20 protein-coding genes are annotated in these 24,386 nt (G+C 68.5%); 8 read left to right on the plus strand and 12 right to left on the minus strand.

Features of this window, described 5'->3' with window-relative positions:
* Positions 1 to 19: 19 nt before the first annotated feature.
* The 6 genes from mnhG to ITJ67_RS17530 are packed head-to-tail and all read right to left on the minus strand — an operon-like array spanning position 20 to position 6,814.
* The gene (gene mnhG / locus ITJ67_RS17505; protein WP_160071502.1) at positions 20 to 517 is read right to left on the minus strand and encodes a monovalent cation/H(+) antiporter subunit G; all 498 of its coding nucleotides are present in this window, start codon (positions 515 to 517) and stop codon (positions 20 to 22) included.
* Positions 504 to 788 (minus strand): monovalent cation/H+ antiporter complex subunit F, encoded by a 285-nt coding sequence (locus ITJ67_RS17510; protein WP_104240424.1) that lies wholly within the window; start codon positions 786 to 788, stop codon positions 504 to 506. The genes mnhG and ITJ67_RS17510 overlap by 14 nt, the downstream gene beginning before the upstream one ends.
* Complete coding sequence (locus ITJ67_RS17515; RefSeq protein WP_160071501.1) at positions 788 to 1,495, minus strand: Na+/H+ antiporter subunit E; 708 nt, start codon at positions 1,493 to 1,495, stop codon at positions 788 to 790. The genes ITJ67_RS17510 and ITJ67_RS17515 overlap by 1 nt, the downstream gene beginning before the upstream one ends.
* Positions 1,492 to 3,057: a Na+/H+ antiporter subunit D gene (locus ITJ67_RS17520; RefSeq protein WP_104240422.1), complete on the minus strand. Its 1,566-nt coding sequence runs from the start codon at positions 3,055 to 3,057 to the stop codon at positions 1,492 to 1,494. Before ITJ67_RS17520 ends, ITJ67_RS17515 begins: the two co-directional genes overlap by 4 nt.
* Entirely contained in the window at positions 3,054 to 3,740 is a 687-nt protein-coding gene (locus ITJ67_RS20055; RefSeq protein WP_160071500.1) for a Na(+)/H(+) antiporter subunit C, read from the minus strand. Before ITJ67_RS20055 ends, ITJ67_RS17520 begins: the two co-directional genes overlap by 4 nt.
* Positions 3,737 to 6,814 carry a Na+/H+ antiporter subunit A gene (locus ITJ67_RS17530; RefSeq protein ID WP_160071499.1) on the minus strand — a complete coding sequence of 1,026 codons (3,078 nt, stop codon included), beginning with the start codon at positions 6,812 to 6,814 and terminating at the stop codon, positions 3,737 to 3,739. The genes ITJ67_RS20055 and ITJ67_RS17530 overlap by 4 nt, the downstream gene beginning before the upstream one ends.
* 97 nt (positions 6,815 to 6,911) lie before the next feature.
* On the opposite strand from ITJ67_RS17530, the gene ITJ67_RS17535 reads away from it, so the two are divergent.
* Entirely contained in the window at positions 6,912 to 8,138 is a 1,227-nt protein-coding gene (locus ITJ67_RS17535; protein WP_194678498.1) for a DUF418 domain-containing protein, read from the plus strand.
* A 28-nt stretch (positions 8,139 to 8,166) separates the two neighbouring features.
* Positions 8,167 to 9,132: a magnesium transporter CorA family protein gene (locus tag ITJ67_RS17540; protein WP_160071497.1), complete on the plus strand. Its 966-nt coding sequence runs from the start codon at positions 8,167 to 8,169 to the stop codon at positions 9,130 to 9,132.
* Between the two features lie 87 nt (positions 9,133 to 9,219).
* Here the strand turns inward: ITJ67_RS17540 and ITJ67_RS17545 are convergent, their stop codons facing one another.
* A complete protein-coding gene (locus ITJ67_RS17545) occupies positions 9,220 to 10,599 on the minus strand; it encodes a cation:dicarboxylate symporter family transporter (RefSeq protein WP_194678499.1) in 1,380 nt (459 codons plus the stop codon).
* Between the two features lie 161 nt (positions 10,600 to 10,760).
* On the opposite strand from ITJ67_RS17545, the gene ITJ67_RS17550 reads away from it, so the two are divergent.
* Genes ITJ67_RS17550 through ITJ67_RS17560 form a run of 3 tightly spaced genes read left to right on the plus strand, consistent with a single transcriptional unit; the run spans position 10,761 to position 14,040 of the window.
* Positions 10,761 to 12,458 carry an ATP-binding protein gene (locus ITJ67_RS17550; protein WP_194678500.1) on the plus strand — a complete coding sequence of 566 codons (1,698 nt, stop codon included), beginning with the start codon at positions 10,761 to 10,763 and terminating at the stop codon, positions 12,456 to 12,458.
* Positions 12,448 to 13,170: a response regulator gene (locus tag ITJ67_RS17555; RefSeq protein WP_194678501.1), complete on the plus strand. Its 723-nt coding sequence runs from the start codon at positions 12,448 to 12,450 to the stop codon at positions 13,168 to 13,170. Before ITJ67_RS17550 ends, ITJ67_RS17555 begins: the two co-directional genes overlap by 11 nt.
* A gap of 54 nt (positions 13,171 to 13,224) precedes the next feature.
* A complete protein-coding gene (locus tag ITJ67_RS17560) occupies positions 13,225 to 14,040 on the plus strand; it encodes a sugar phosphate isomerase/epimerase family protein (protein ID WP_104240414.1) in 816 nt (271 codons plus the stop codon).
* Positions 14,041 to 14,491: 451 nt separating this feature from the next.
* Here the strand turns inward: ITJ67_RS17560 and ITJ67_RS17565 are convergent, their stop codons facing one another.
* From ITJ67_RS17565 to ITJ67_RS17575, 3 genes are read right to left on the minus strand one after another with little or no spacing between them, the layout of a single operon-like run.
* Positions 14,492 to 16,714: a YhgE/Pip domain-containing protein gene (locus tag ITJ67_RS17565; protein ID WP_194678502.1), complete on the minus strand. Its 2,223-nt coding sequence runs from the start codon at positions 16,712 to 16,714 to the stop codon at positions 14,492 to 14,494.
* Positions 16,711 to 19,671, minus strand: a complete 2,961-nt coding sequence (locus ITJ67_RS17570; protein ID WP_194678503.1) for an MMPL family transporter — start codon at positions 19,669 to 19,671, stop codon at positions 16,711 to 16,713. Before ITJ67_RS17570 ends, ITJ67_RS17565 begins: the two co-directional genes overlap by 4 nt.
* A gap of 29 nt (positions 19,672 to 19,700) precedes the next feature.
* Entirely contained in the window at positions 19,701 to 20,297 is a 597-nt protein-coding gene (locus tag ITJ67_RS17575; RefSeq protein WP_194678504.1) for a TetR/AcrR family transcriptional regulator, read from the minus strand.
* Between the two features lie 178 nt (positions 20,298 to 20,475).
* On the opposite strand from ITJ67_RS17575, the gene ITJ67_RS17580 reads away from it, so the two are divergent.
* Together ITJ67_RS17580 and ITJ67_RS17585 are read left to right on the plus strand one after the other, a co-directional pair.
* On the plus strand, positions 20,476 to 20,667 hold the full coding sequence (locus ITJ67_RS17580; RefSeq protein ID WP_104240410.1) for a hypothetical protein: 192 nt from the start codon (positions 20,476 to 20,478) through the stop codon (positions 20,665 to 20,667).
* 253 nt (positions 20,668 to 20,920) lie between these two features.
* On the plus strand, positions 20,921 to 21,430 hold the full coding sequence (locus tag ITJ67_RS17585; protein ID WP_160071490.1) for a hypothetical protein: 510 nt from the start codon (positions 20,921 to 20,923) through the stop codon (positions 21,428 to 21,430).
* Between the two features lie 101 nt (positions 21,431 to 21,531).
* Here the strand turns inward: ITJ67_RS17585 and ITJ67_RS17590 are convergent, their stop codons facing one another.
* Positions 21,532 to 22,179 (minus strand): vitamin K epoxide reductase family protein, encoded by a 648-nt coding sequence (locus ITJ67_RS17590; RefSeq protein WP_160071489.1) that lies wholly within the window; start codon positions 22,177 to 22,179, stop codon positions 21,532 to 21,534.
* 12 nt (positions 22,180 to 22,191) lie between these two features.
* Positions 22,192 to 22,980: a DsbA family protein gene (locus tag ITJ67_RS17595; RefSeq protein ID WP_160071488.1), complete on the minus strand. Its 789-nt coding sequence runs from the start codon at positions 22,978 to 22,980 to the stop codon at positions 22,192 to 22,194.
* 144 nt (positions 22,981 to 23,124) lie between these two features.
* Between ITJ67_RS17595 and ITJ67_RS17600 the strand changes: the two genes are divergently transcribed.
* Entirely contained in the window at positions 23,125 to 24,378 is a 1,254-nt protein-coding gene (locus tag ITJ67_RS17600; protein WP_228503262.1) for an MFS transporter, read from the plus strand.
* The last annotated feature ends 8 nt before the right edge of the window (positions 24,379 to 24,386 follow it).

The raw sequence follows: 24,386 nt of genomic DNA on the forward strand, positions 1-24,386 counted from the left end.
GCAGTGCCGTTGCGGCGGGCTACTTCTCGCCGTGCCCAAGGCCCTCGTGCTCGGGTGCCGGCTCGCGTTCCGGCTGGCCGGTCCGGACGGCGTGCGCCCGAGTCAGTTCGTCGTCCGTGCGGCGCTGCGCGCTCTCGACGGCGGCCGCGAGCTCATCGGCATACAGGGGCACGTTGTCGAACTGCCTGCTGCGGTAGCCGGCTCGCGCGAGCATCGTCGCACCTGCCGGAGTCGTCAGCATCTGGAAGAACATGATCGGGATGAGGAACAGGATCGTCGGCAGGTGCGTCTGCTGGACGGCGAGGCCGATGAGCAGGAACATGAGCCCGGCGATCTGCGGCTTCGTCTGCGCGTGCATGCGCATGAGCACGTCGGAGAAGCGCATGAGGCCGACGCCCGCAGCGAGCGACAGCAGCGCGCCGAGGCCGAGGCAGATGAGGGAGATGACGTCGAGGACCCCGAGCGGGCCCTCGGTGAGGAGCCCCCCGGATGCGAGAAGCGTGTCAGAAGCGCTCACTGGCGTTCGCCTCCTGCCTGGTGACGTGCCTGGCCACTGCGACCGAGGCGATGAATGCGGTCATCGCGAGCGCGAGGACCAGCGGGAGGGTGTCCGTGTGGCCGCGGATGATCATGTCGGCGACGAGCACGCAGATGAGGATCGTGAGGAGCGCGTCGGACGCGACCATGCGGTCGATGATGGAGGGGCCGCGGATGATGCGGATCACCGCGAGCAGCGCGGCGACCGCGAACATCGTGCCGAAGATCCAGACGAGCACGTCGACGACCATCACTTGTTCCCCTCCGGAGCCGTTGAGCGACTGCCCGCCGCGCCCTCGATGAAGACGGGCATGTCGTGCGCGAACTGCTTGTCGCGGATGCCCTCGTGCTTCTTCTGCGCTGGCGACTGGCCGATGGGGCCGAGGCCGCGGCGCACCCGGTCTCGGTTGACTCGCCAGAGGTCGTCGCGTGTGCCCAGGGCGAGCGCGAGGCCCTCCTCGACGTCGAGCGCGAGCGCCTTGACGGACTCGACGGCCTCGTCGGTGGAGGCATCGAGCACGTGCAGGTACAGCACGGAGTGCATCCGGTCGACCTCGACGACCATGGAGCCGGGGATGAGCATGTTCACCTCGGCCGTGAGGGTGAGCACGAAGTCGCTGCGTGTGCGCAGCTGCACCGAGACCACGGAGCCGAGTGGCGGCTTCGCGGGCCGGAACGCCAGCCACGCGACGATGAGGGATGCGCTCACCAGGCGGTAGAGGAACTTCACGAAGAAGACGAGCGTCCACCACAGGTTGATGCGACCCGAGAGGTCGACCGCCGGCAGGTAGAAGACCTCGACGATGATGACCGAGAAGATGATCCCGGTGACGACGCTGATGACGTCGACGTGCCCCCACAGCACCAGCCAGAACGCGACGAGCGCGAGCAGCAGCGGCAGCTGCACGAGGATGGCGTGGCGCCTCGGCTTGCGGGCGCTGACGTCTTTCACCTTCATGGCTTGAGCACCTCCCCGTTGGAGACCGAGCTGATGTACTCGGCGGGTACCAGGTCGAACGCGGCGGTCTCGGACCATTCGTAGATGGGGCCGGCGAAGACCGTGATGGCGACGCTCACGGCGACCATGGTGGTCGTCGCGATCGTCATGAGCCGCGACGAGGACTTCGTCTCGGTCACGACGGCGGACTCGGGGGTGTCGGAGATGCGCTCCGTCATGGGCGACGAGAAGTCGACGACCTGCTCCTGCGTGCGCCAGAAGCCGAGGTTCCAGACGCGGATGAGGGCGTAGAGCGTCAGGAGGCTCGTCACGGCACCCGCGCCGATGAGCACGTAGCTGAGCACGCTGCCCTCCGCCGCGCCAGCTGTGAAGAGGCCGACCTTGCCGATGAAGCCAGAGAACGGCGGGATGCCGCCGAGGTTGAGCATCGGGATGAAGAACAGCACGGCCACGAACGGCGCGCGCTTGAGCATCCCGCCCAGGTGCGTGAGCGAGGACGAGCCCGCGATGCGCTCGATGAGACCCGTGACGAGGAACAGCGCCGTCTGCACGATGATGTGGTGGACGATGTAGAACACCGTCGCGGCGTCACCGAGCTCCGTGCCGAGCGCCACGCCGAAGATCATGTAGCCGATGTGGCTGACGAGCGTGAACGACAGCATTCGTCGGATGCCGGCCTGCGCCACGGCGCCGAGGATGCCGACGACCATCGTCAGCAGCGCTATGACCATGAGCAGCACCGAGATGTCGTTGTCCCAGAACAGCAGCGTCTCGGTGCGCAGGATGGCGTACACGCCCACCTTGGTGAGCAGGCCCGCGAACACGGCCGTCACCGGTGCTGGCGCCGACGGGTACGAGTCCGGCAGCCAGAAGGACAGCGGGAACAGCGCCGCCTTGATGGCGAACGCGATGAGGAGCGGCATGTGCAGCATGAGCTGGACGTCCTGCGGCAGCTCGGCCATGCGCACGGCGATCTCCGCGAAGTTCACGGTGCCGACCGCGCCGTAGATGAGCGCGATCGAGCCGAGGAAGATGAACGAGGACACGAGGCTGACGACGATGTACGTCACGCCCGCCTTGATGCGCTCCGTCGTCCCGCCGAGCGTGATGAGCACGAAGCTCGACACGAGGAGGATCTCGAAGCCCACGAACATGTTGAAGAGGTCGCCGGCGATGAACGCGTTGTAGACGCCAGCCGCCAGCACGAGGTAGGTGGGGTAGAAGATCGAGACGGGTGTCTCGTCGTCGCCGTCCGCTGCGCCCTGTCCGATGGAGAACGCCATGACGGCGAGCAGCACGATGCTCGTGACGAGCACGAGCATCGCCGACAGCTGGTCGACGACCAGCGAGATGCCGAAGGGGGCGAGCCAGCCGCCGCCCTGCACGACGAGCGCCTCACCCGAGGTGTTGACGGCCACGAGCAGGCCGATGCTCACGACGAGTGCGAGCACGAGCGTCGCCTGGGCAAGGAAGATCTGCAGGCGTGCCGCGCGAGCCGCGGTCAGCGTGAGGGCCGCTCCGATGAGCGGCACGAGCACGATGAGGGGAACGAGCCAGGTCATGAGCGGTCCCCCTTCCCTGCGTCGTCGTGCGGATCGGTGTGGTCGTCGGCACCCGAGTCGAGTCCGACCTCGCGAGCTCCGTCAGGCTGCGAGCCCTGCTCGGCTTCCGCATCCTGCTCACCGGCTCGGAACTCCTCGAGCTCCTCGTGCCGGTTGCTCGGCTCGGTGGCCTTGAGCGATGCCTCGGCGAAGCTGTCCTTGCCCGAGCCGGGTTTCGGCCCCTCGCCCATGTTGATGCGGGCGGTCGAGACCGCCGCTTCCGCGTACTCCCCGAACTCCGTGTCGCCGGAGTCGTCCTCGTCGAACTCCTCGTCGTCCTGAGACAGGTCGGCCGTGCGCATCGCGATGTCCTCTTCGTCGTCGCTCACGGTGTCGGCCTGCGCCAGGCGCCACGAGCGGTAGATGAGGGCGAGCATGAAGGCCGTCACGCCGAAGGTGATGACGATGGCCGTGAGGATGAACGCCTGCGGGATCGGGTCGGAGTAGTCCTCCGGCGCGACGTCCGGGTCGTAGATGGGGGCGAGGCCGAAGCTGCCCGACATGAAGAACAGCAGGATGTTCGTGGCGTTGCCGACGAGCAGGATCCCGAGGAGCATGCGCGTGAGGCTGCGCTCGAGGAGCAGGTAGACGCCGCACGTGTAGAGCGCGGCCATGCCGACGAGGAGTACGAGGGACAGGGTCATGAGCGGGTCACCTCCTCGGATTCGACGGGTTCGATGTCTGACTGAACTGCTTCGACCTCTTCGTTGACTCGGGCGAGCGCCCCCGTGTTGTAACCCGTCTCGCCACCCTCCGGGGTCTCGCCCTGGAGGCCGTCGTGCTCGGCAGCCGAGTCGGAGTCGGGGGACGCATCCTGTTCGATCTGCAGGTCGATCTCCGAACCGAGGGAGCGCAGGATGTCGATGACCAGCGCGATGACGATGAGGTAGACGCCGATGTCGAAGACGGTGGACGTGACGAAGACGAACTGGCCGATGCCGGGGATGTCCTGGTCGATCCACGAGGAGGTGAAGGGCGCCTGGCCGAAGAAGATCGGCACGAGCGCCGTGAGCGTCGCGAGCAGGAATCCGATGCCGAGCAGTCGACCCGCATCCACCTTCACGGCCTCATCGAGCTCGGCCCTGCCGCCGGCAAGGTAGCGCGCGGCGAGCGCGAGGCTCGCGACGGCACCGCCCGCGAATCCGCCACCCGGGGTGTTGTGGCCGGTGAAGAGGAGGAAGAGGGATGCGATGAGCAGCGCGTGGAACACGAGCCGCACGACGACCTCGAGGATGATCGAGCGGTTGTTCGGGGCGAGCGACTTCCCGGCGATGAGCCAGACCTTGCGGCGCTCCCCCTGCAGCTTGTCTGCCTTGCCGAGCTTCTGACCAGCGGCGCTCACTGCCGCGAGGTCGATGGGCTCGGTGACGGGGCGGGAGGCGCGCAGGAAGCGCGGGCCGCGGGCGGCGTCCACGCGGGAGCGGCCACGGTTGTTGAGGTAGACGAGGCTCGCGACGCCGGTGGCGGCGGCGATGAGGACGGAGAGCTCCCCCATCGTGTCCCAGCCGCGGATGTCGACCAGTGTGACGTTGACGATGTTCGAGCCGTGCCCGCCCTTGAACGCGAACTCGGGGAAGAACAGCGAGTCGGGGGATGCCTGGCGGGAGGCGAGCGCGATCCAGGCGACGATGGCCATGACGGTTCCGACGGAGCCGCCGATGAGCCAGCGCAGCCACGACGGCGGGTTCTTGAGCGCCTTGCCGTGGCGTGCCGGGAGACGGCGCAGCACGAGCACGAACACGACGAGCGTGATGGTCTCGATGAGCGCCTGCGTGATCGCGAGGTCCGGGGCGCCGGAGAGCGCGAAGAGCCCCGCCATGCCGTAGCCGGTGACGCCCACGAGGATGACGCCCTGGAAGCGCTTCTCCGAGCTCGTCACGAAGAACGCGGCGAGGATCATGATCAGGATGATCGCGATCTCCTGCCAGCGGATCTCGGTCTCGAACGCGGGCACCGGGGTGTCCATCGTGACGAGCGTGAAGACGGAGGCGACGACGAACATGATGAAGATCGACGCGAGGTAGAAGGGCAGCGAGCCGCGCTGGGTGGTCGCGGTGGTGCGGGCAGCGATAACGTCGACGACGCGCATCGTGGTCCAGTAGCCGCGCGACGACTCGATGAGCGGTGGCACCTTCGCCTGGGCGCGGGCGACCGGCGCCCGCCAGAGGAAGAGCAGGCCACCGAGGATGAAGGTGCCGATCGTGATGAACAGCGCGGGTTCGAATCCGTGCCACAGGGCCAGGTAGTACGGCTTGGCGCCGGGCATCTCCGGCAGCGTGTCCGCGTACATCGCGAGCACGGGGTCGACGAGGCCGGAGGCGAAGCCGAGGCCGAGCGAGGCCGCGACGAGGATGAGCGGAGAGAACATGAAGTCGAGGTGCTCTGGCACGTAGCGGACGCGCTCGACCTCGGGCTTCGACGCGAAGGCGCCGTAGAGGAAGCGGGCCGAATAGGCGACCGTGAACACGGTGCCGATGATGACGCCGACAAGCGCGACCCAGCCCCACATGTTGCCTGCTTCGCCCGCCTCGAGGAGCGCCGTGAGGATGGCCTCCTTGGCGACGAACGTGAACATCGGGGGGACGCCGGCCATGGCGGCGATCGCCAGCGCCGTCATCCAGAACAGCACGGGCGCGGCCTTCGCGAGGCCGGAGAGCTTGCGGATGTCACGGGTTCCCGTGCGGTGGTCGATCATGCCGACGATGAGGAACAGCGCGGCCTTGAAGCACGCGTGGGCGATGACCATGGCGAGGCCCGCGAGCGCCGCGTCCCGCGTGCCGAAGGCGACGACGATGGTCATGAAGCCGAGTTGGCTGACGGTGCCGTAGGCGAGGATCAGCTTGAGGTCGTGCTGGCGTAGCGAACGCCACCCGCCGATGAGCATCGTCGCGATGCCGATCGTGACGAGCACCTCGCGCCAACCGGGCATCTCCGCATAGCCGGGTGCGAGTCGTGCGATGAGGTAGATACCGGCCTTCACCATCGCCGCGGCGTGCAGGTACGCGCTCACCGGGGTGGGCGCGGCCATGGCGGCGGGGAGCCAGAAGTGGAACGGCGCGAGGGCCGACTTCGTGACGGCACCCGCGAGCACGAGCATGATGGCCGTGATGGTGAAGCCGTCGAACTCGGGCGGGTTCGCGATGATCCCGGACAGCAGCGACGTGCCGGTCGAGGCGTGCAGCATGACGAGGCCGACGAGCATGGCGAGGCCACCGAGCGTCGTGACGAGCAGCGCCTGCATGGCGGCACCGCGGCTCGCGCGCTTCGACGAGTAGTGCCCGATGAGCAGGAACGAGAGCACGCTCGTCGCTTCCCAGAAGATGAAGAGGAGGTAGATGTCGTCGGCGAGCACGAGGCCGAACATCACGCCGGCGAAGGCGAGCAGCACTGCGGCGAAGCGGCCGATGTCGGGCTCGTCCGGCTTGAAGTAGCGTCCGCAGTAGACGAGCACCAGCGAGCCGATGCCAGTGACGATGAGCGTCATGACCCAGGCGAGCACGTCCATCCGCATGGCGATGGCGATGTCGATCTGCGGGATCCAGGGGATGCTCTCGACGAGCACCTCGCCGCTCAGGATGCGCGGACCGAGCAGCGCGGTCCAGACGAAGGCGACGGCGGGGACGGCGGCGGCGACGAGGAACGTCACGTTCCGAAGCCACCTGTGGAGCACCGGAATGAGGATGCTCGCGCCGAGGAAGATAGCCAGGAACGCGATCATTCGGCCTCCTGGAGCTCATGCAGCGGTGTGGACAGATTTATTTTACCTGGCAGTTGACTGCGTGTGTGCCGAATGCCGTTCTCGGTAGCGTGTGACCATGCAGCTCTCAGCGCCAGGACTCCAGCCCACGGCGACTCAGGCGCGGGCTCTCGCGCCGGATGCGGCTCGAGGTTTCGCCCTCCTCTTCATCGCGATCGCGAACCTCACCGTGTACCTGTACGGCAGGGAACAGGGCATTCTGTTCCGCCCGCTGGACCCTGGCGTCGGCGACCGCATCGCCGATGTCCTCGGTGCGCTCTTCATCGACAACCGCAGCTTCCCCCTCTTCTCTCTGCTGTTCGCGTACGGCATACATCAGCTCGTGACCCGCGAGGAGCGCAGGGGCACGCCGTGGCCCGTGGTGCGCGGACTCCTCGCGAAGCGCAACACGTGGCTGTTCGTGTTCGGCGCCCTCCACGGGCTCCTCCTCTTCATGGGCGACATCATGCACACGTACGCCCTCGCAGGCTTCGTCCTCATTCTGCTGATGCGCTCACCGAGCTGGGTGCTCTGGCTCGTCTTCGGCATCACGGCCCCGCTTGCCATCGCGTTCGGCAGCGGCGACGGCGCTGCCGCGTCCGGGCTCAGCGAGATGGAGACGGGGGCTATCGTCCAGATGCCGTCGGTCCTGAGCGAGACATTCCTGGACGCGCAGGCCGCGCGGGTGGGCGAGTTCCTGCCGTTCCTGGCGTTCGCGCCGCTCACGGTGCTTGGGGTCCTCCCACCCATGATGCTCGGCCTCATCATGGCGAGGCACCAGCTCCTCGAGCGCCCGTGGGAGCACGCTCGCACCGTGCGTCTCATCGCGATGGCCGGCGTCGCGGCGGCCGTCATCGGCGGGATCCCGTTCGCCCTGGGGCTTGCGTTCGGCTTCGAGCCTGGCCCGGTCTGGTTCCTGGCCGGGTCGCTTCACTCGGCCACCGGCATCCTGGCCGGGGCCGGCTACGCGGCGCTCTTCGCGCTCATCGTCGCCCGCAGCCAGCAGGCAGGGACATCGCCCGGCCCCATCGTCGGGGCACTGACCGCTCTCGGGCGCCGCTCCATGTCCGGCTACCTGGCGCAGTCCGTCATCTTCCTGCTGCTCATGCCCGCCTGGTCGCTGGGCCTGGGAGGCACGGTCGGCACCGGTGGCGCGTTCCTCATCGGGACCGGCGCGTGGCTCGTGACGCTCCTCGGCGCCGTCCTGCTCGAGCGGGCTGGCAAGCCGGGACCGGCCGAGTGGGCCATCCGCAGACTCAGCTACGGCAAGCCTCCCGCGAGCGCCGCACAGCACCCGCACAGCTGACGCCAGCCGCGGTCGTACGATGAGCCGCATGCAGACGAAGAGGCTCTACCGCGAAGGAAAGCGAGTCGAGGGTGAGCATTCGCTGACGGCCCTCGCCGAGCACCGAGCATCCGCGAACTGCACCGTCTGGGTCGACCTGACGCTCGACGAAGAGGGTGCCCTCGACGAGCTGGCGACGCTCCTCGACCTGCACCAGCTCGCGGTCGAGGATGCGCGGTCCCACCTCGAGAGGCCTCGGCTCGCCCGATTCGATTCGCACCTCCTACTGACGCTCTCGGCGTCGGAGTGCGACGAGGAGGGCACCGTCGAGATCTCGCGACTGACGGCATTCATCCTGCCCGGCATCCTCGTCACCGTGCACGAGGAGCGCTTCCCCATCGACGCGGTCGCGAAGCGGCTCGACGACAACGAGGAGCTCTCCACCTACGGGGTCCCGTGGCTCGTGTGGGCACTGCTCGACATCGTGGTCGACAGCCATACCGACTCGGTCGAGCGGCTCGACGAGGTCATCGAGGCGCTCAGTGACGGCCTCTTCAGCGAACGGCCCGACACCAGCGAGGTGCAGCGGCGCGCGTTCACCCTGCGCCGCAGCGTCTCGAAGCTGCGTCACGCGACACTCCCCCTCAAGGAGGTGATCACCCTGCTCATCCACCAGGGAGAGGAGAAGGTGGCGCCGGAGCTGCACCCCTACTTCGCCGACGTCGGAGACCACGCTGGCCTTGCCGCCGACTGGTCGGAGACGCTCGCCGACCACATCTCGACGGCCATCGAGACGAGCATCGCCCTGCAGGGCAACAAGATGAACGAGATCATGAAGAAGGTCACGGGCTGGGCGGCGATCATCGCCGTCCCGACGGCCATCACGGGCTTCTTCGGCATGAACGTCGACTTCCCCGGCCACGACCAGGTCGAGGGCCTCATCGCGTCCATCACCCTCGTCATCGGCTCCTCGGTCGTGCTCTACATCGTGTTCAAGAGGCGCGACTGGCTGTAAGCAGAGCTGTGGGGTGCGCATCCGGTTCTCGCGAAACGGATGCACACCCCACTGGTCTGCGTGCGCAGGCCGACCGCGCAGAGCGGCCTACGCGGTCGCGCGCTCCTGCTCGATGACCTGCGCGCTCTTCGCGTCACGCGAGTGGTCGGTCGAGCCGTGCACGTCCTCGTTCATGGTCGCCTCGTCGAAGGGGGCGCCTCCGCTGAGCACGAGGTCGACGCGCTGCTTGTCGATCTCCTTCGTCCACGTTCCGACGAGCACCGTCGCGACGGCGTTGCCCGTGAAGTTCGTGAGGGCACGCGCCTCAGACATGAAGCGGTCGATGCCGACGATCACGCCGACTCCATCCACCAGGTCGGGGCGATGAGCCTGCAGACCACCGGCGAGCGTAGCGAGGCCAGCACCGGTCACACCGGCGGCACCCTTCGAGGCGATCATCATGAAGACCAGCAGCGACACCTGCTCGCCGATCGAGAGCGGCGTGCCCATCGCGCTGGCGATGAACAGCGACGCCATCGTCAGGTAGATGGCCGTGCCGTCCAGGTTGAAGGAGTAGCCGGTCGGGATCGTGATGCCGGCGACCGACTTCGAGACGCCCACGTGCTCCATCTTCGCGATGAGGCGGGGCAGCGCGACCTCGCTCGACGACGTCGACACGATGAGGAGGTACTCGCGGCCGAGGAACTTCATGAGCTTGAAGATGTTGACGCGGGCCACGAGCCACAGCAGCGAGCCGAGCACCACGACGATGAACAGCGCGCACGTGATGTAGAAGGCGATCATGAGCGTGCCGAGCGCGATGACCGCGTCGATGCCCGTCGCCCCCACGACCGCGGCGATGGCGCCGAACGCGCCGACCGGAGCGACCCACATGATCATGCCGAGCACGCGGAAGACGAGCGCCTGGATCTGCGCGATCGCGTCGATGATGGGCGCCGCCTTCGTGCCCATCTTCTGCAGGCCGAAGCCGAGCAGCAGCGCCACGAACAGCACCTGCAGGATGCTGCCGTCCGTCAGCGATGAGAACAGCGACGTCGGGATGATGCCGAGGAGGAAGTCGGCCGTTCCCTCGCTCTTCGCCGCATCCGCCTCGTAGGACGCGCTGGCGATGTTGAGGCCCTCACCCGGGTGGATGAAGTTGCCGACGACCATGCCGATGCCGAGGGCGAAGGTCGACATCGTGATGAAGTAGAGGAGCGCGAGCCCACCCACCTTGCCGACCGTCGCGGCCTTCGCGATGGAGCCGACGCCGAGCACGATCGTGCAGAAGATGATCGGGGCGATCATCATCTTGATGAGGGCGACGAACGCCTCCCCGACGGGCTTGAGCGCCTTCCCGAACTCCGGGAGGACAAGTCCGACCGTGATGCCAGCGAGCACCGCGATGATGACGGCGATGTAGAGCCAGTGCGTCTTGTCGATGCCGCGCTTGCGCGGAGCCTTCTGGTCCTGAGATGTGAGCGCCATTGCTGTCTTCTCTCCTTTGAGATCCGACGCGAGCTGCGTCGGGAACGATGGATCGAGCATCCGCTCCCCCACATGGCCGCCGCGACTTGCGTTCATACTGTTCTCATCGCCGACGGTGCAGTGCAGCGCCGGGAGATGCGACGACCGTGAGGAGGAGCGCCATGCGATTCGCAAGCTGGAGCGTCGCGACGCGCCTCTTCGCGCTGCAGTTCCTCGCCATCCTCGTGCTCACCGGCATCGGCGTGGCGATCGTGTGGGCGGATGCCAGACGCGAAGCCGAAGACGACGCCGCGCTGCGCAGCCTCGCCGTGGCCGAGACCATCGCCCACGACCCGTTCGTCGTGGAGCAGCTCGAGACGGCCGCCCCGAGCAGCAGCCTGCAGCCGTACGCGATCTCCATCTCCGACTCCACCGGCGTCGACTTCATCACGATCATGGGCACGGACGGGGTGCGCATCACGCACCGCAACCCGGAGGAGATCGGCCGTCCGTTCCAGGGCAACATCGACTCTGCGCTCGGCGGCTCCACCTTCACTGAGACCTACACGGGCACCCTCGGACCCTCCGTGCGGGCCGTCGCCCCCATCTGGGACGACGGCGAGGTCGTCGCCCTCGTCTCCGCGGGCGTCACCGTGTCGAACGCGCACGTCGCGACCGGATCCCGCATCGCGCTCATCCTCTGGTCTGCGCTCGGCGCGCTGCTCATCGGCGGCGCTGGCGCCTGGGCGCTCAGCCGCTACCTTCGCCGCGTGACCGACAATCGCGGCCCGGAGGACCTCGCGCGGATGTTCGCCTACTACGAGGGGGTGCTGCGCTCCATCGACGAGGGCCTCGTCCTCATCGACACGAAGGGCCGGATCGCGCTCACGAACGTGAAGGCCGCCGAGTACCTCGGCCTGCCGCCCTTCGACGAGCAAGCCGCGCCGGTCCCGGTGCGCGACCTGGACGCTCCCGAGATCCTCCGCGAGGTCATGCTGCGCGGCGAGGCCGTCGTCGACGAGATCGTGGTCACGCAACGCCACGTGCTCGTCGTGAACTGCGAGGCGGTCGTGACGCGCGGCCCCGGCCACGACGCTCCCCGATTCGCGGGCACCGTCGTCACGCTGCGCGACCATTCCCGCATCGAGGAGCTGAGCGGCGAGCTCGAGACCTCCCAGACCCTCGCCGCGGCGCTCCGCTCGCAGGCGCACGAGTTCGCGAATCGACTCCACACCATCATCGCCCTCATCGAGCTCGGGCAGCCTGAGGAGGCCATGCGTCTCGCCAGCTCGACCCTCGGAGTCAGCCAGGAGCTGGCCGACCGCCTCGTGCGCGCCGTCGAGGACCCGGTGCTCGTCGCCCTGCTCCTCGGCAAGTCAGCGCAGGCCGACGAGATGGACGTGCGCTTCGAGCTGCACCTGCCGGAGCGGGTCCCCGCGAGCGCCTCCGCTCGCGACCTCATCACGATCGTCGGCAACCTCGTCGACAACGCGCTCGAGGCGGCCCGGACGACGCCCTCCCCTGCCGTGCGGGTGCTCGTCGAGGAGCTCGACGGGGAGGTGCTCATCGAGGTGAGCGACAGCGGAGAGGGACCAGACCCGGACTTCCTCAGCCGCATCTTCGACTTCGGTGTCTCGGGCAAACCCGGCAAGGGCCGAGGCGTCGGGCTCGCGCTCGTCCGCCAGGCCGTGCGCAGGTCCGGGGGAAGCATCGACGTCGACGGGTCCGCGTTCACGGTCTGCCTGCCACTGCGCGGGCAGCCCGACGTCCGAGGAGACGACGCAGTGACCGAGACCGGGCACGGCGTGCCGCGCATCCACGCGCCAGCGGGCACGCGAGGCACCCCCTCACGCAGTGGAGGAGCATCGGATGATCGCTGACGAACACTCGCCGCGCGACCTGCATGTGCTCGTCGTCGACGACGAGCCCATGACCGCGCGAGCGCACGCCTCCTACGTCGACCGGCTCGCCGGCTTCACGACGGTCGGCGTCGTCGGCACGGCGTCCGCCGCGATCCTCGCCGTCCGAGCGTCGGGCCACGGCGAGGCGGCTCGCATCGACGTGGTCCTGCTCGACATCAACATGCCGGATGCGACCGGCATCGACGTCGCCCGCAAGCTTCGGGCCGAGGGGCATGACGTCGACATCATCGCGGTCACCGCCGTCCGCGAGGCCGCGACCGTCAAGCAGGCGGTGTCGCTCGGCATCGCCCACTACCTGCTGAAGCCCTTCACCTTCCAGACCTTCGCGGAGAAGCTCGAGGCGCTCCGCGAATACCGTGCTGGCCTCTTCGACCACGTCGTCTCGAGCCAGGACGAGGTCGACCAGACCCTCGCAGCCCTCCGACACGCCTCACCCCAGTCGAGCCTCCCCAAGGGGCTGACCAGCGAGACCCTCACGGGCGTCATCGCGGCCCTCCGCGGGCTCGACGCCGGCAGCGGCATCTCGGCCAAGGAGCTCTCCGAGCAACTCGCCCTCTCCCGGGTCACGGCACGCCGCTACCTGGAGCACCTCGTCGACACGGCCGCCGCCGAACGCACCCCCAGGTACGGCACGCCCGGTCGACCAGAACTCGAGTACCGGCTCTCCTGAGCCGGGCCGGGCTCCGTCACCTTTCGGACAGACGGGAGGAGTAATCTCCGGAAAATGATCACCGTCGGCATGAGCACCTCCTGCACGTTCCCGAAGTCTGTCGAGACCTCGTTCCAGATAGCTCGCGACGCGGGCTTCGACGGTATGGAGATCATGATCTCGACCGACCAGACGTCACGAAGCGTGGATGCGCTGAAGCGGCTCATCGACAAGTATCAGCTCCCGGTGCTGGCCGTGCACGCGCCGGTGCTGCTCTTCACGCAGTTCGTGTGGGGCCGCGACCAGCGCACGAAGCTCCAGCGCTCTGCCGAGCTGGCCCGCGACATCGGCGCCTCAACGGTTGTCGTCCACCCGCCGTTCCGGTGGCAGTCGGGATACGCGGAGAACTTCCTCGGCATCGTCCGCGAGATCAACGAAGACACCGGCACCGAGATCGCCGTCGAGAACATGTTCCCGTGGAAGGTGTCCGGCCGAGCACTGCAGGCATACAAGCCGGGCATCGACCCCGTAGACATGGACTGCGACGCCATCACGCTCGACTTCTCGCACGCCGCGCTCTCCGGCCGCGACTCCCTGCAGATGGCGAAGGCGGCCGGCGACCGGCTGCGGCACATCCACCTCTGCGATGGGCAGGCGCCCGAGGCGAACGACAAGCTCTTCGACGAGCACCTCGCGCCCGGCGAGGGCGGGCAGCCTGTGGCCGAGACTCTCCAGTACCTCGCGTCCATCGGCTGGTCCGGCCACGTGGTCGCCGAGGTGAACACGCGCAAGGCGAAGAACGAGCCAGACCGCCTGCGCATGCTGCGCGAGACGGTCGCGTTCGCGCACGAGCACCTGCAGCTCGGCCGCCCCGTCTCCGACACCGTCTGACTCGCCGGCTCGGTCCTCCCCCGGCTGGCCCTTCCCCGGCTGGCCCTCCCCTGGCTGGCCCTCCCCTCGCAGGTCCACCCCTGGCTCCCGACTCGGGCTGGCAATGTCACTTCGTTGCGGGAAGTTTCCCGCAACGAAGTGACTTCTCCATCCCGAGATAGGTGACGGGTGCCCACGTTGCCACCGGCCGCCGCACGAAACCGTGCCTCCGGGGTCCCGAATCCCAACCCGGACCCGTCACCGCTCTGTCCTCGGCCCTAGATACCTGGGCTTGGACCCGGCCCAGGCTCCCGGATCCGCGGGTCCTTCCATCCACACCCCGACTCGGGCTGGCAACGTCACTTCGTTGCGGGAAGTTTCCCGCAACGAAGTGACTTCTCCATCCCGAGACAGACGGACGGGCCTGGGGTGGCTGTGGGACCCGGGATGTCGACGAAATCCCGGGCCGCGGCTACGCGGCGACGGGCTCGCGTCGGCCCGCCGTGAGCCCAGCGACAAGCGACGGCTTCGAGCGTCGTCGGCGGCCGATGACCAGGCTGGCGGCCCCGAAGGCGACGGCAGCGATGATGAGCATGCCGAGAGCGGCCATGACGACTCCGGATGCGGTGCCTCCCGAGTAGGCGAGCTGCAGCCCAGCGGCGAGGTGGGTGCCGGGGAGCAGCCCCGACAGCATCTCGACGAAGGGTGATTTCAGCTCGAGCGGCACGAGTCCTCGCATGGCGAGCACCTGGATGCTCAGCAGGCCCATGGATGCCACGGCTGCGGCACGCCTGCCCCAGAGCGTCGTGAAGAGCAGGTGCACCCCGATGAGGGCGAGCGCGCAGAGCGCCCCAAGTCCGAGCGTCGCGAACGCGGCCGTGACGGGAACCCCCACGAAGCCGTGGGCGATGACCATGACGGCGAAGAGCACCGCGCCGAGCGGCAGGAGCATGCGCCTGGTCGCGTCGAGCAGGATGCGCCCGTTCGAGGCCATGGAGGCGTAGGCCTCGGTCGGCACGAGGCGCCGCATGAGGGTGGTCGCGAGGGCCGTGAGCCAGAGGGCGAGCGGCAGGATGAGGGTGGTGAGGATCTCGCCGAAGCTCACTTCGTGCTGCATGGTCTGGTTCGCCTGCACGGGGTTGGCAACCACTTCGGCGAGCGCGTCGGGGTCGCCGACGGCGTTCTCGGCCTGCGCGGCGCCGTCGCTCAGGCCCGTCGAGAGCTGGCTTGCCCCTGAGGTGAGCTCTCCGACGCCGTCCTGGATGGGCGCGACGCCGTCGACGAGCAGCTGCTGTCCGTCGCGGAGCTGCCCGAGCCCGGTGGCGAGGGCGCTGGCACCCGTCTCGAGCTGGGTGCCGCCGGTCACGAGCTGGGACGCGCCGCTTTCGAGTTCGTCGCCTGCCGTCGCGAGGTCGGAGGCTCCCGTGGTGAGGCTGCTGGAGCTGGCGGAGAGCTGCGTGGCCCCGGTGTTGAGCTGGTCGATGCCGTCGGCGAGCTGGACGAGGCCGGCGCCGAGGGTGGGCAGCTCGGATGCGCCCTCGGTCACGGCGGTGAGCTCGCCCGTCGCACTGTCGAGGGTCTCGACGAGGCCGTCGACGCCACCGGTCGTGCCGACGAGGTCCTTCAGCTGCGTCTCGCATTCGGATTTGAGGGTCGGGTCGGCGAGCGCGGCGCACCAGGCGACGAGACCGTCTGTGGAGTCGTTCAGGGCGACGAGCGCTGGCCTGATCTGCTCCTGATAGGTCGCAGTGCCTTGCGTGACGGCGGTCGAGTACCCCTCGAGCTGAGTGCCGGCATCCTGCAGCTGCTGGCCGCCTTCGCGGAGCCCTGGCGTCTGCACGGCGAGCTGGCCGATGCCGGCCGCGAGCTGGTCGGCGCCGCTCGTGTACTGCGTGACGCCCGCTGAGAGTTGGTCGACGCCCGCCGTGTACTGGGTGATGCCGCTCGAGAGCTCGCCGACTCCTGACACGTAGGTGGTGACGCCGGTGGAGAGCTCGCCTGCACCGTCCGCGCTCTGCACGAGTCCGGCCGAGAGCTCGTCCTGCCCGTCGGCGAACTGGGCGAGCCCGGAGCCGAGCTGCGTGCCGCCGTCGGCGAGCTGCGAGGCGCCGTCTGCCGCGTCGCGCAGCGAGGTTGCCGTCTGGCCGATGCCGTCGAAGAGCTGCACGGCGACCATCTCCGTCACCTGCGTGCCGAACTGGGCGGTGAGGGCGTCTGCGAGTCCGTTGGCGATGGCCGGAGAGAGGTAGTCGTGCGACTCGTCGGTGGTCACGTCGATCGTTGCGGGTTGCGCGCCCTCGTCGGCGATGCCCGTGATGCGCGCGGAGAAGTCCTCCGGGATGGTGACCACGACGTACGCCGAGCCGTCTTCCAGCGCGGCCTTGGCGGTGTCGGCGTTGGCGAGCTGCCAGTCGAAGCCCGTCGCGGTGTCGGGATCGGTGAGGGCGCTGACGACGAGGCGCCCGGCGATGACGGTCGTCTCCGTGCCGTCTGGCGCCGTCTGGGTCTGCAGCTGGTCGTTGTTGACGATCATCGCGGGGATCGCCGAGGTGCGTGCCTCCGCGCCGGCGAGGCCGGCGAAGTAGGCACCCGCGACGACGAGCGGCACGAGAATGGCGACGAGCAGGTTGCGCAGGCGCCTCTGGCGCAGGGCCCCGCGGTCGGCCGTGACGGCGTGGAGGACGGCGGCGCTCATGCGAGTGCTCCCTTGTGCGTGCTGGTTGCTGCTTGGGTGGATGCTGGGGTGCCGGTGGATGCGCTCGGCTGGGCATCGAGGCGGATGCGCCCGGCGGGGCGGCGGACCTCTCCGAGAATGGCGGCGGGGTCGAGTCCGCTGGGGAGCCCGAGCACGATCGTCGTGTTCGGCGCGGCGAGCGAGCTCGCTTCGGCGAGCACAGCGGCGGCCAGGCGCGTCGTGACGTCTGGTTCGGCTCCGGGCCCGAGGTCGAGGACAAGCACTTCCGGCCCTTCGGCGAGCGCGATGCGGGCGAGCGCGACGCCTCTGGATGCTGGCCGCAGCTCGCCGAGGCTCGTCTCGGCGCTGACGCGCGGGGAGCCGTCGCGCAGGCGCGCCGTGGCGGCCGAGATCTCGGACACTCCCTGCTCGATGAGCGCCGAGGGCACAGCTCCCCCGGCGGCGCCGCGTCCGAGGCGGAGGCGTTCCTCGAGGAGCGCCCCGACGGTGAGCTCCGCGGATCTGGCGTCGAGCGTCGACGCGTCGACGACGGCGACTCGCTGCATGAGCGCGCTCTCGTCTCCCGGAGTGAGGTGCCCGTGGGCGTGGGCGTGCCCGCTCACGGGGGCGATGCGGCCTGCGAGCGTCGCGGCGAGCAGCCGCCGTTCGGCGAGCTGCCCTTCGACGAGCAGCACGCCGCCGCGCTCGATGCCACCCGTCACGGGTCGTGTCGCCGCCGAGTCGGAACCGGCGATGAGCGCTTCCATGGCGATGCCATCTGGCTGGTCCCGCATCCATTCCGCGTTCTGGCGGTAGTGCCGAAGGTGCTCGCCCTCCACATCGAGGTCGGGGAGGATGCGCTCGAGCCAGGCGGGCAGGGCCCACGCCCGCTTGCCGAGCATCGCCATGATGGCGGGAACGAGCGTCATGCGCACGAGGAACGCGTCGAAGAAGATCCCGGCCGCGAGGCCGAGGGCGATGGCTTTGATGACGCCGGCTCCCTCTGGCACGAAGGCGGCGAACACGAAGAACATGATGAGCGCGGCAGCCGTGACGACGCGCGCGCCGTTCGCGAAGCCGGTCTCGACGGCCTCCTTGGCGTTTCCGCCGCGAACGTACGCCTCGCGCATCCCGGAGACGAGGAAGACCTCGTAGTCCATGGCCAGCCCGAAGATGATGGCCATGAGCAGGATGGGCATGAAGCTGATGATGGGTCCTGGCACGACGTGCAGGGCGTCGGCGAACCACCCCCACTGGAAGATCGCGACGACCACCCCGAAGGCGGCGAAGACGCTCAGCAGGAAGCTCAGCGCCGCCTTCAGGGGAACGAGGATCGACCGGAACACCATCATGAGCAGGAAGAAGCTGAGCCCGACGACGACGGCAGCGAACGGCAGGAGCGCCTGGTTGAGGCGATCGGAGATGTCGAGCGCGATGGCGGTCGCACCGGTCACCGAGGTCTTCATGCCGGTCTCGGCTTCGAGCTCGTCGCCGAGGTCGCGGATCTCGCCGACGACCCGCAGCGTCTCGTCGTCGTCCGGTCCGGTCGAGGGGACGACCTGGATGATCGCGGAGTCGACGGTGAGGTTCGGCAGCGGGTCGCCGACGGTATCGATGCCGTCGACCTGCGCTACGCGGTCGGCGATGAGCTGCAGGTCGTCGAGCAGCGTGTCGTTGTCGCCCTGCGTGATGTCGACCATCACGATGAGCGGCCCGTTGGCTCCCGGCCCGAAGTGCTCGGAGACGAGGTCGTAGCCGATGTGCGCGACGCTGTCCTCCGGCTCGGAGGCTCCGGAGGGCAGCGCGAGCTTGAGGTCGAGGGCGGGGATGGCGAGCGTGCCGAGGATGGCGACGACCGCGAGCGCGAAGGCGAGGGGCGCCCGCATGACGAGCCGCACCCACCTTCTGCCCATCGTGGGCTTGGCGTTCGCCCCGGTCTCGCGGCGGAAGGCGCGCGACCCGGCCTTGGGCCGCATCCGCTCGCCCGCGAATCCGAGGAGGGCTGGCACGAGGGTGATGACTGCGGCCATGGCCGCGAACACTGCGGCGGCAGCGGCGACGCCCATGACGCTCAGGAAGGGGATGCCGACGATCACCAGGCCGAGCAGGGCGATCATGACGGTCACGCCCGCGAAGACGACGGCGTTGCCCGCGGTGCCGACGGCCGTTGCCGTGGACTCCTCCGGGTCCATGCCGGTGGCAAGCTGCGTACGGTGGCGGGAGACGACGAAGAGCGCGTAGTCGATGCCGACGGCGAGGCCGATCATGACGGCGAGCAGCGGGGTGGCGCTCGAGACGACCACGAACTTCGCGGCGAAGAGGATCCCGCCCATCGTCACGCCGACTCCGACGATCGCGGATGCGAGCGGGAGACCTGCGGCGAGCACCGACCCGAAGGCCACGAACAGCACGATGGCTGCGAACACCACGCCGATGACTTCGGTCGGGGTGAGACCGTACTCGAGGTTCTGGAAGATCTGACCGTCGAAGCCGATCTGCAGGCCGGCCCCCTCGAGCGAGGTGCCGATCTCGGTGACGTCGTCGATCGTCGCCTCGCTGATGTCCTCGCTGGTGCCGTCGAACTGCACGCGGATGATGCCGGCTTCGGCATCGTCGGAGATCGCGTCGGTCGCGAACTCGGAGAACGGCGACACTGCCTGGCTGACCCCGTCGAGCTCGCCGAGCCGGTCTGCCGCATCGTCGATGGCGCCCCGGTACGGCTCGTCCTCGACGGAGTCTCCGGCTGGTGTGACGACGACGATGCTCGCGCTCGCGCCTGCAGCCTCGGGAAACACCTCGCCGAGTCGGTCGAGCGCCGCCTGCGACTGGGTGCCGGGAATCGCGAACGACTCCTTCAGCGCACCCCCGGCGGCGACGCCCACGCCGAGCAGCACGGCGAGCAGCAGGATCCAGGCGGACAGGACGCGCCACGGGTGGCGGTAGGAGCCGCGGGCGATTCGGAAGAGGAGGAGGGCCATGGGTTCTTTGCCTGACTGTCGTCGGTCGACTACCGGCGCGTGGCCGAGATGAAGGTGAGCGCGGCGACGAGTTCGTCGCGTGTCGGCTCCGGCTTGTTGGCCTCGCCTGGGATGTTCTCGTTGGCGAGGCAGTAGGCGACTCCCGCGAGGCCGATGGCGATGCGCAGCGCGCGGTCCGGGTCGTCGTCCGAGAGGGCGACGACGAGCCGCTCGATGATGGGGTCGACTCGGGTGGCGATGAACTCGCCGGCCCCGGTGCTGCGGTGGTTCACGAACATGTGCACGGCGAGACGGTGCTGCAGCAGGAAGTCGACGAAGGGGCCGACGAGGCGCTCGTCTTCCGTGCCGATGTCGAGGTGCTGCAGCGAGTCGACGAGCTCCTCGAACGCGCCGAGGGCTTCGAGCACCGCCTGCTCGAAGAGCCCCTGCTTCGAGCCGAAGTGGTAGAGGAGATTGGCCTTCGTGTACCCGGCCTTGCTCGCGATCTCCTGCAGTGAGGCCCCTTCGTAGCCGTGCGCGGCGAACTCGACGAGTGCGGCTTGCTTGAGGAGGTCGGTCGGGTGCTTGCGCGGCCCCGCGTGGGGCGCTTCGGCCTGGGCCTTCTCGGCTGGGGGAATCTCGGTCACCCGCAGAGTCTATTGACCGAACGGTCAGACTTCAACCGATCGGTCAGGAGGCGCGGCATGGCGCTTCACGGCACTCTCCAAGAAGCAGACAGACGGCACCGCTAACCTGACCACGTCCACCAGTACGTCGGCGCGATCACAACGACGCGACCCCCGGCACAAGCAGGGAGCGGAAGCCATGCGCAAATTCCTCACCAACGGAGCGATCCTGTCCTCGATCTTCGGCATCGTCGGCGTCTTCCGACAGACCTCGATGGAGACCAAGCGCTGGCGCGCGGTGCTCGTCTGGCTCGCCTGGGGCATCTCGACGGCCCTTGCTATCAGCGCCGTCATGGACGATGCCAACCAGCGCAAGCTCGAGCTCGACTAACAATCCCGGCAGCGTGCGGCGTGTCTCTCGACTCGCCGCACGAAGGCCGCGAGACTAGTGCCGTCTCATTCCGGGCCCAGATGACCTGTACCCGGAAGAAGAGCCCATATTCCCGGTGCAGAAAGGGGACTCCGTGTTCGGTTGGTTCCGCAAGCGGCGACACCCCGAGGGTGACGCCATGTCGACGACAGACTCGACACAGTCCACCCCCCAGCAGGGAGCCCCTACTCCCCCCGTTCTTCCCCAGCAGCCGATGAGCGCGATTCCTGCGCCGATCCCTGCAGTCTCGGCGCCGTCCGCACGTCCGGCCATGCCGCTCGGCGGGCACCCGAACTTCTCGGGGCTCGAGCGTCCCGGCAGCGAGCTGGAGCCTCCGCGCCTGCTCGAGCCGAGCGCCATCATGAGCGATGAGGCACGCGAGGAGCTCACGCTCCTCCTCGACGACATGTTCGGGGCAGAGGGCCGCTACCGGCTCGAGTGGCGCCCGGACCGCGAGCCAGGCGACGACGCCATGTTCTCCGAGATCATGGTCGCCGACCTCGTCCGACGCATCCAGAACACGCTCGGAACGGTTGCCGCGCTCGAAGCCGGCGATGCCGCTCCGGCCCGGCTGACCCCCGTGAGCGAGCAGGAACGCCAGCGGGCCATCGAGACGTTTCTGAAGCCAGAGGAGTCGCTCGAAGACCTCGTCGAGACGGTCACCCCTCGCCCCGCCGACATCGCCGCTCGGGCATCCATGTCCGCAGAGCGGAAGATCGCCTGAGACTTCACCGGCTGAGTCGTCACCGACCCTCCAGCTGAGCCGCACAGCAAAGAACCCCGGTCCGAAGTTCGGACCGGGGTTCTTGCGTGCGCGCTGCGCGCCTAGAAGGCGAGGTAGGGCAGCAGCCCCGTGAAGATCACGGCGGCGACCACGAGATACCAGACGATGATGATCGTCAGCAGGAACGGGGCGAGCTTCTCCCCCACGCGCTTGGCGCCAGCACCGAGGTGCCCGTGCGCCAGATTGAAGATGGTGCCGGTCGAGACGAGGGGAATCGTCGCGGCCCAGATGATCATGCACCAGAGGCACAGGCGGGCGAGCTCGAAGGCGCTGTACCACTGGAGGTAGCTGACGAGCGCTGCGGCACCCACGAGCCCGACCTGGAACGCGACCCAGAACCAGCGGCGGTAGCTCGCGCCGGCGAGGATGCCCGCGCCGATCGCGACCGTGACCGCGAAGGTGACGAGCCCGATGATGATGTTCGGGAAGCCGAGGATCGCCCCGGCGGATGACTGCATGGCAGGTCCGCACGTGACGAAGACGTTCAGGTCGCAGATGAGCGCCTCAGTCGGTTCCTGCAGCTTGTGGATGTACTCGACGGTCAGGAAGAAGCTCGCAAGCAGCCCCACGCCGCCGAAGACGACGAGCGCCCACGCCACGTTCCCGGGCGTTCGGACGAGCCAGGGCAGCTTGGATGCGCCGCCCTGCTCGTCCTCGATGGCCTCTGCCAGTTCGGGAGAGCTCGCCATCTCGCGTGCCCGCTACTCGCCGGCGTTCGCGCCGGAAAGCGCCATCAGCGTCTCGACGTCCGGAGGAGTCTCCTGCAGCTCGCCGTCCACGAAGATGCTCGGGGTGCCGGAGACGCCAGCCTCACGCGAGGCGGTCGTGTTCGAGGCCGCCCAGCCCGAGAACTCGCCGTTCGTCGCAGCTGCGAGCGCTTCCGGGTTCGTGACGCCAAGCTGGCTGAGCGCCGAGGAGTAGTCCGCGGGGCCCCAGCTGGTCTGCGTCTGTGCGGGGATTCCGAAGAGCCCGTCGTGCACCGCGAAGAAGGCGGAGGGCTCGTAGGCCACGGTCGAGGCGATGGCCGCTGCGGCCTCGGCGCCGTAGGGCGCGACGATGTTGATCGCGTGGTAGGTGACCTGGATCTCGCCAGCTGCGACGAGGTCGTTGTACACGGCCCCGGTCTGCTCGTGGTAGTCCACGCAGTGGGGGCACGAGTAGTCGAAGTAGTAGTCGATCTTGACCGGAGCATCCGCAGCGCCGACGACGATCGCCGAGTTGTCGACCACCTCGATGGGCTGCTCGACAGTCGAGCCGTCGAGGCGTGCGACGGCGACGTTTCCTTCAGCCGAGATCTCGATCTTCTTGCCGAACCAGGTCGAGCCGAACACGGCGAGCAGCACGATTGCGCCCAGCACGACGACGGCGCCGACGATGATGCCGACCTGCGTCAGCACGCGCGTGCGCTTGGCGCGCGCTTCCTCCTGCTTGCGGATGGCGTTGGCCTCCTCGCGAAGCTTCTGGATGTGTTCGCGGTTCTTGTCTGCCATTGCGGCTCTCCTCGGGTTCGACGACCGGCGTCATTGTACGTGAGATCATTTTGTGACCTTCACATAAATACTTGCGGCCACAACCATTACATTGTGCACCCCCGAGACCAAGACCACCCCCAGGGAGCAGCTGCCGTGAGTTCGATGTTCCGCTCGCTCCGTGAACGGAACTACCGCATCTGGTTCGCCGGATCGCTGACATCCAACGTCGGAACGTGGATGCAGCGCACCGCCCAGGCGTGGATCGTGCTGACCGAGCTCACCGACAACGACGCGACCGCGCTCGGCGTCGTCATGGCCCTGCAGTTCGGCCCCCAGCTGCTACTCGCCCCCTACGCGGGGGTCATCGCCGACCGCGTGTCGAAGCGGAAGGTCCTCATCTGGACGCAGTCCGTCATGGCCGTGCTCGCGCTCGCGCTCGGCGCCATCGTCACGGCAGGGGTCGCCGAGCTCTGGCACGTGTACGTCTTCGCCCTGCTGCTCGGCTGTGCGGCGTCCCTTGACGCCCCGGCGCGCCAGGCCTTCGTCTCCGAGGTCGTCGGACTCAAGCTGCTCTCGAATGCCGTAGCCCTCAACTCAGCCTCGTTCAATGGTGCCAGGATGATCGGCCCAGCGGTCGCCGGAGTCCTCACCGTGTTCATCGGCGCAGGCCCCGTGATCCTCGTCAACGCGCTCACCTACGTCGCCACGATCGCCGCGCTCCTGGCCATGCGCACATCGGAGCTGCTGCCGTCTCCCCCGTCGAAGCGAGGCCGCGGCCAGATCCGGGAGGGCATCCGCTACGTCGCGAACCGCCCCGACATCGTCGCCGTGCTCGTGCTGGTGTTCCTCCTCGGCACCTTCGGCCTCAACTTCCCTATCTACACCGCGACGATGACGACCATGGAGTTCCAGGGCGGCGCCGACAGCTTCGGGCTGCTCTCCTCGATCCTGGCCATCGGCTCGCTCGGCGGTGCGCTGCTCGCCGCGAAACGGGAACGCGCCCGGTTCCGTGTGCTGCTCTCCTCGAGCGGGTTCTTCGCGCTCAGCTGCCTCGCGGCGGCGCTCGCGCCGACCTTCTGGCTCTTCGCGCTGGCGCTCATCCCGATCGGCTTCACCTCGCTGAGCGCCATCACGACCGCGAACGCGCTCGTGCAGGGCAGCGTCGAGCCATCCATGCGAGGACGAGTGCTCTCGCTGTACATGGCGATCTTCCTCGGCGGAACTCCGATCGGCGCGCCCGTGGTGGGCTGGATCGTCGAGCTGTTCGGGCCGCGAGCAGCCCTGCTCGTGGGCGGGGCATCCGGAGCCGTGGGAGCCCTGCTCGCCGCCTGGATCCTGCACCGGGCCGGAGCGTTCAGGTGGCGCGACAGGCCCTGGCGTCAGTTGAACGACCCTCGAGCCGACGAACCGCTCTGAGCGCCCTG

The organism is Pseudoclavibacter sp. VKM Ac-2867, from assembly GCF_015351275.1.
Lineage (GTDB): Bacteria > Actinomycetota > Actinomycetes > Actinomycetales > Microbacteriaceae > Pseudoclavibacter.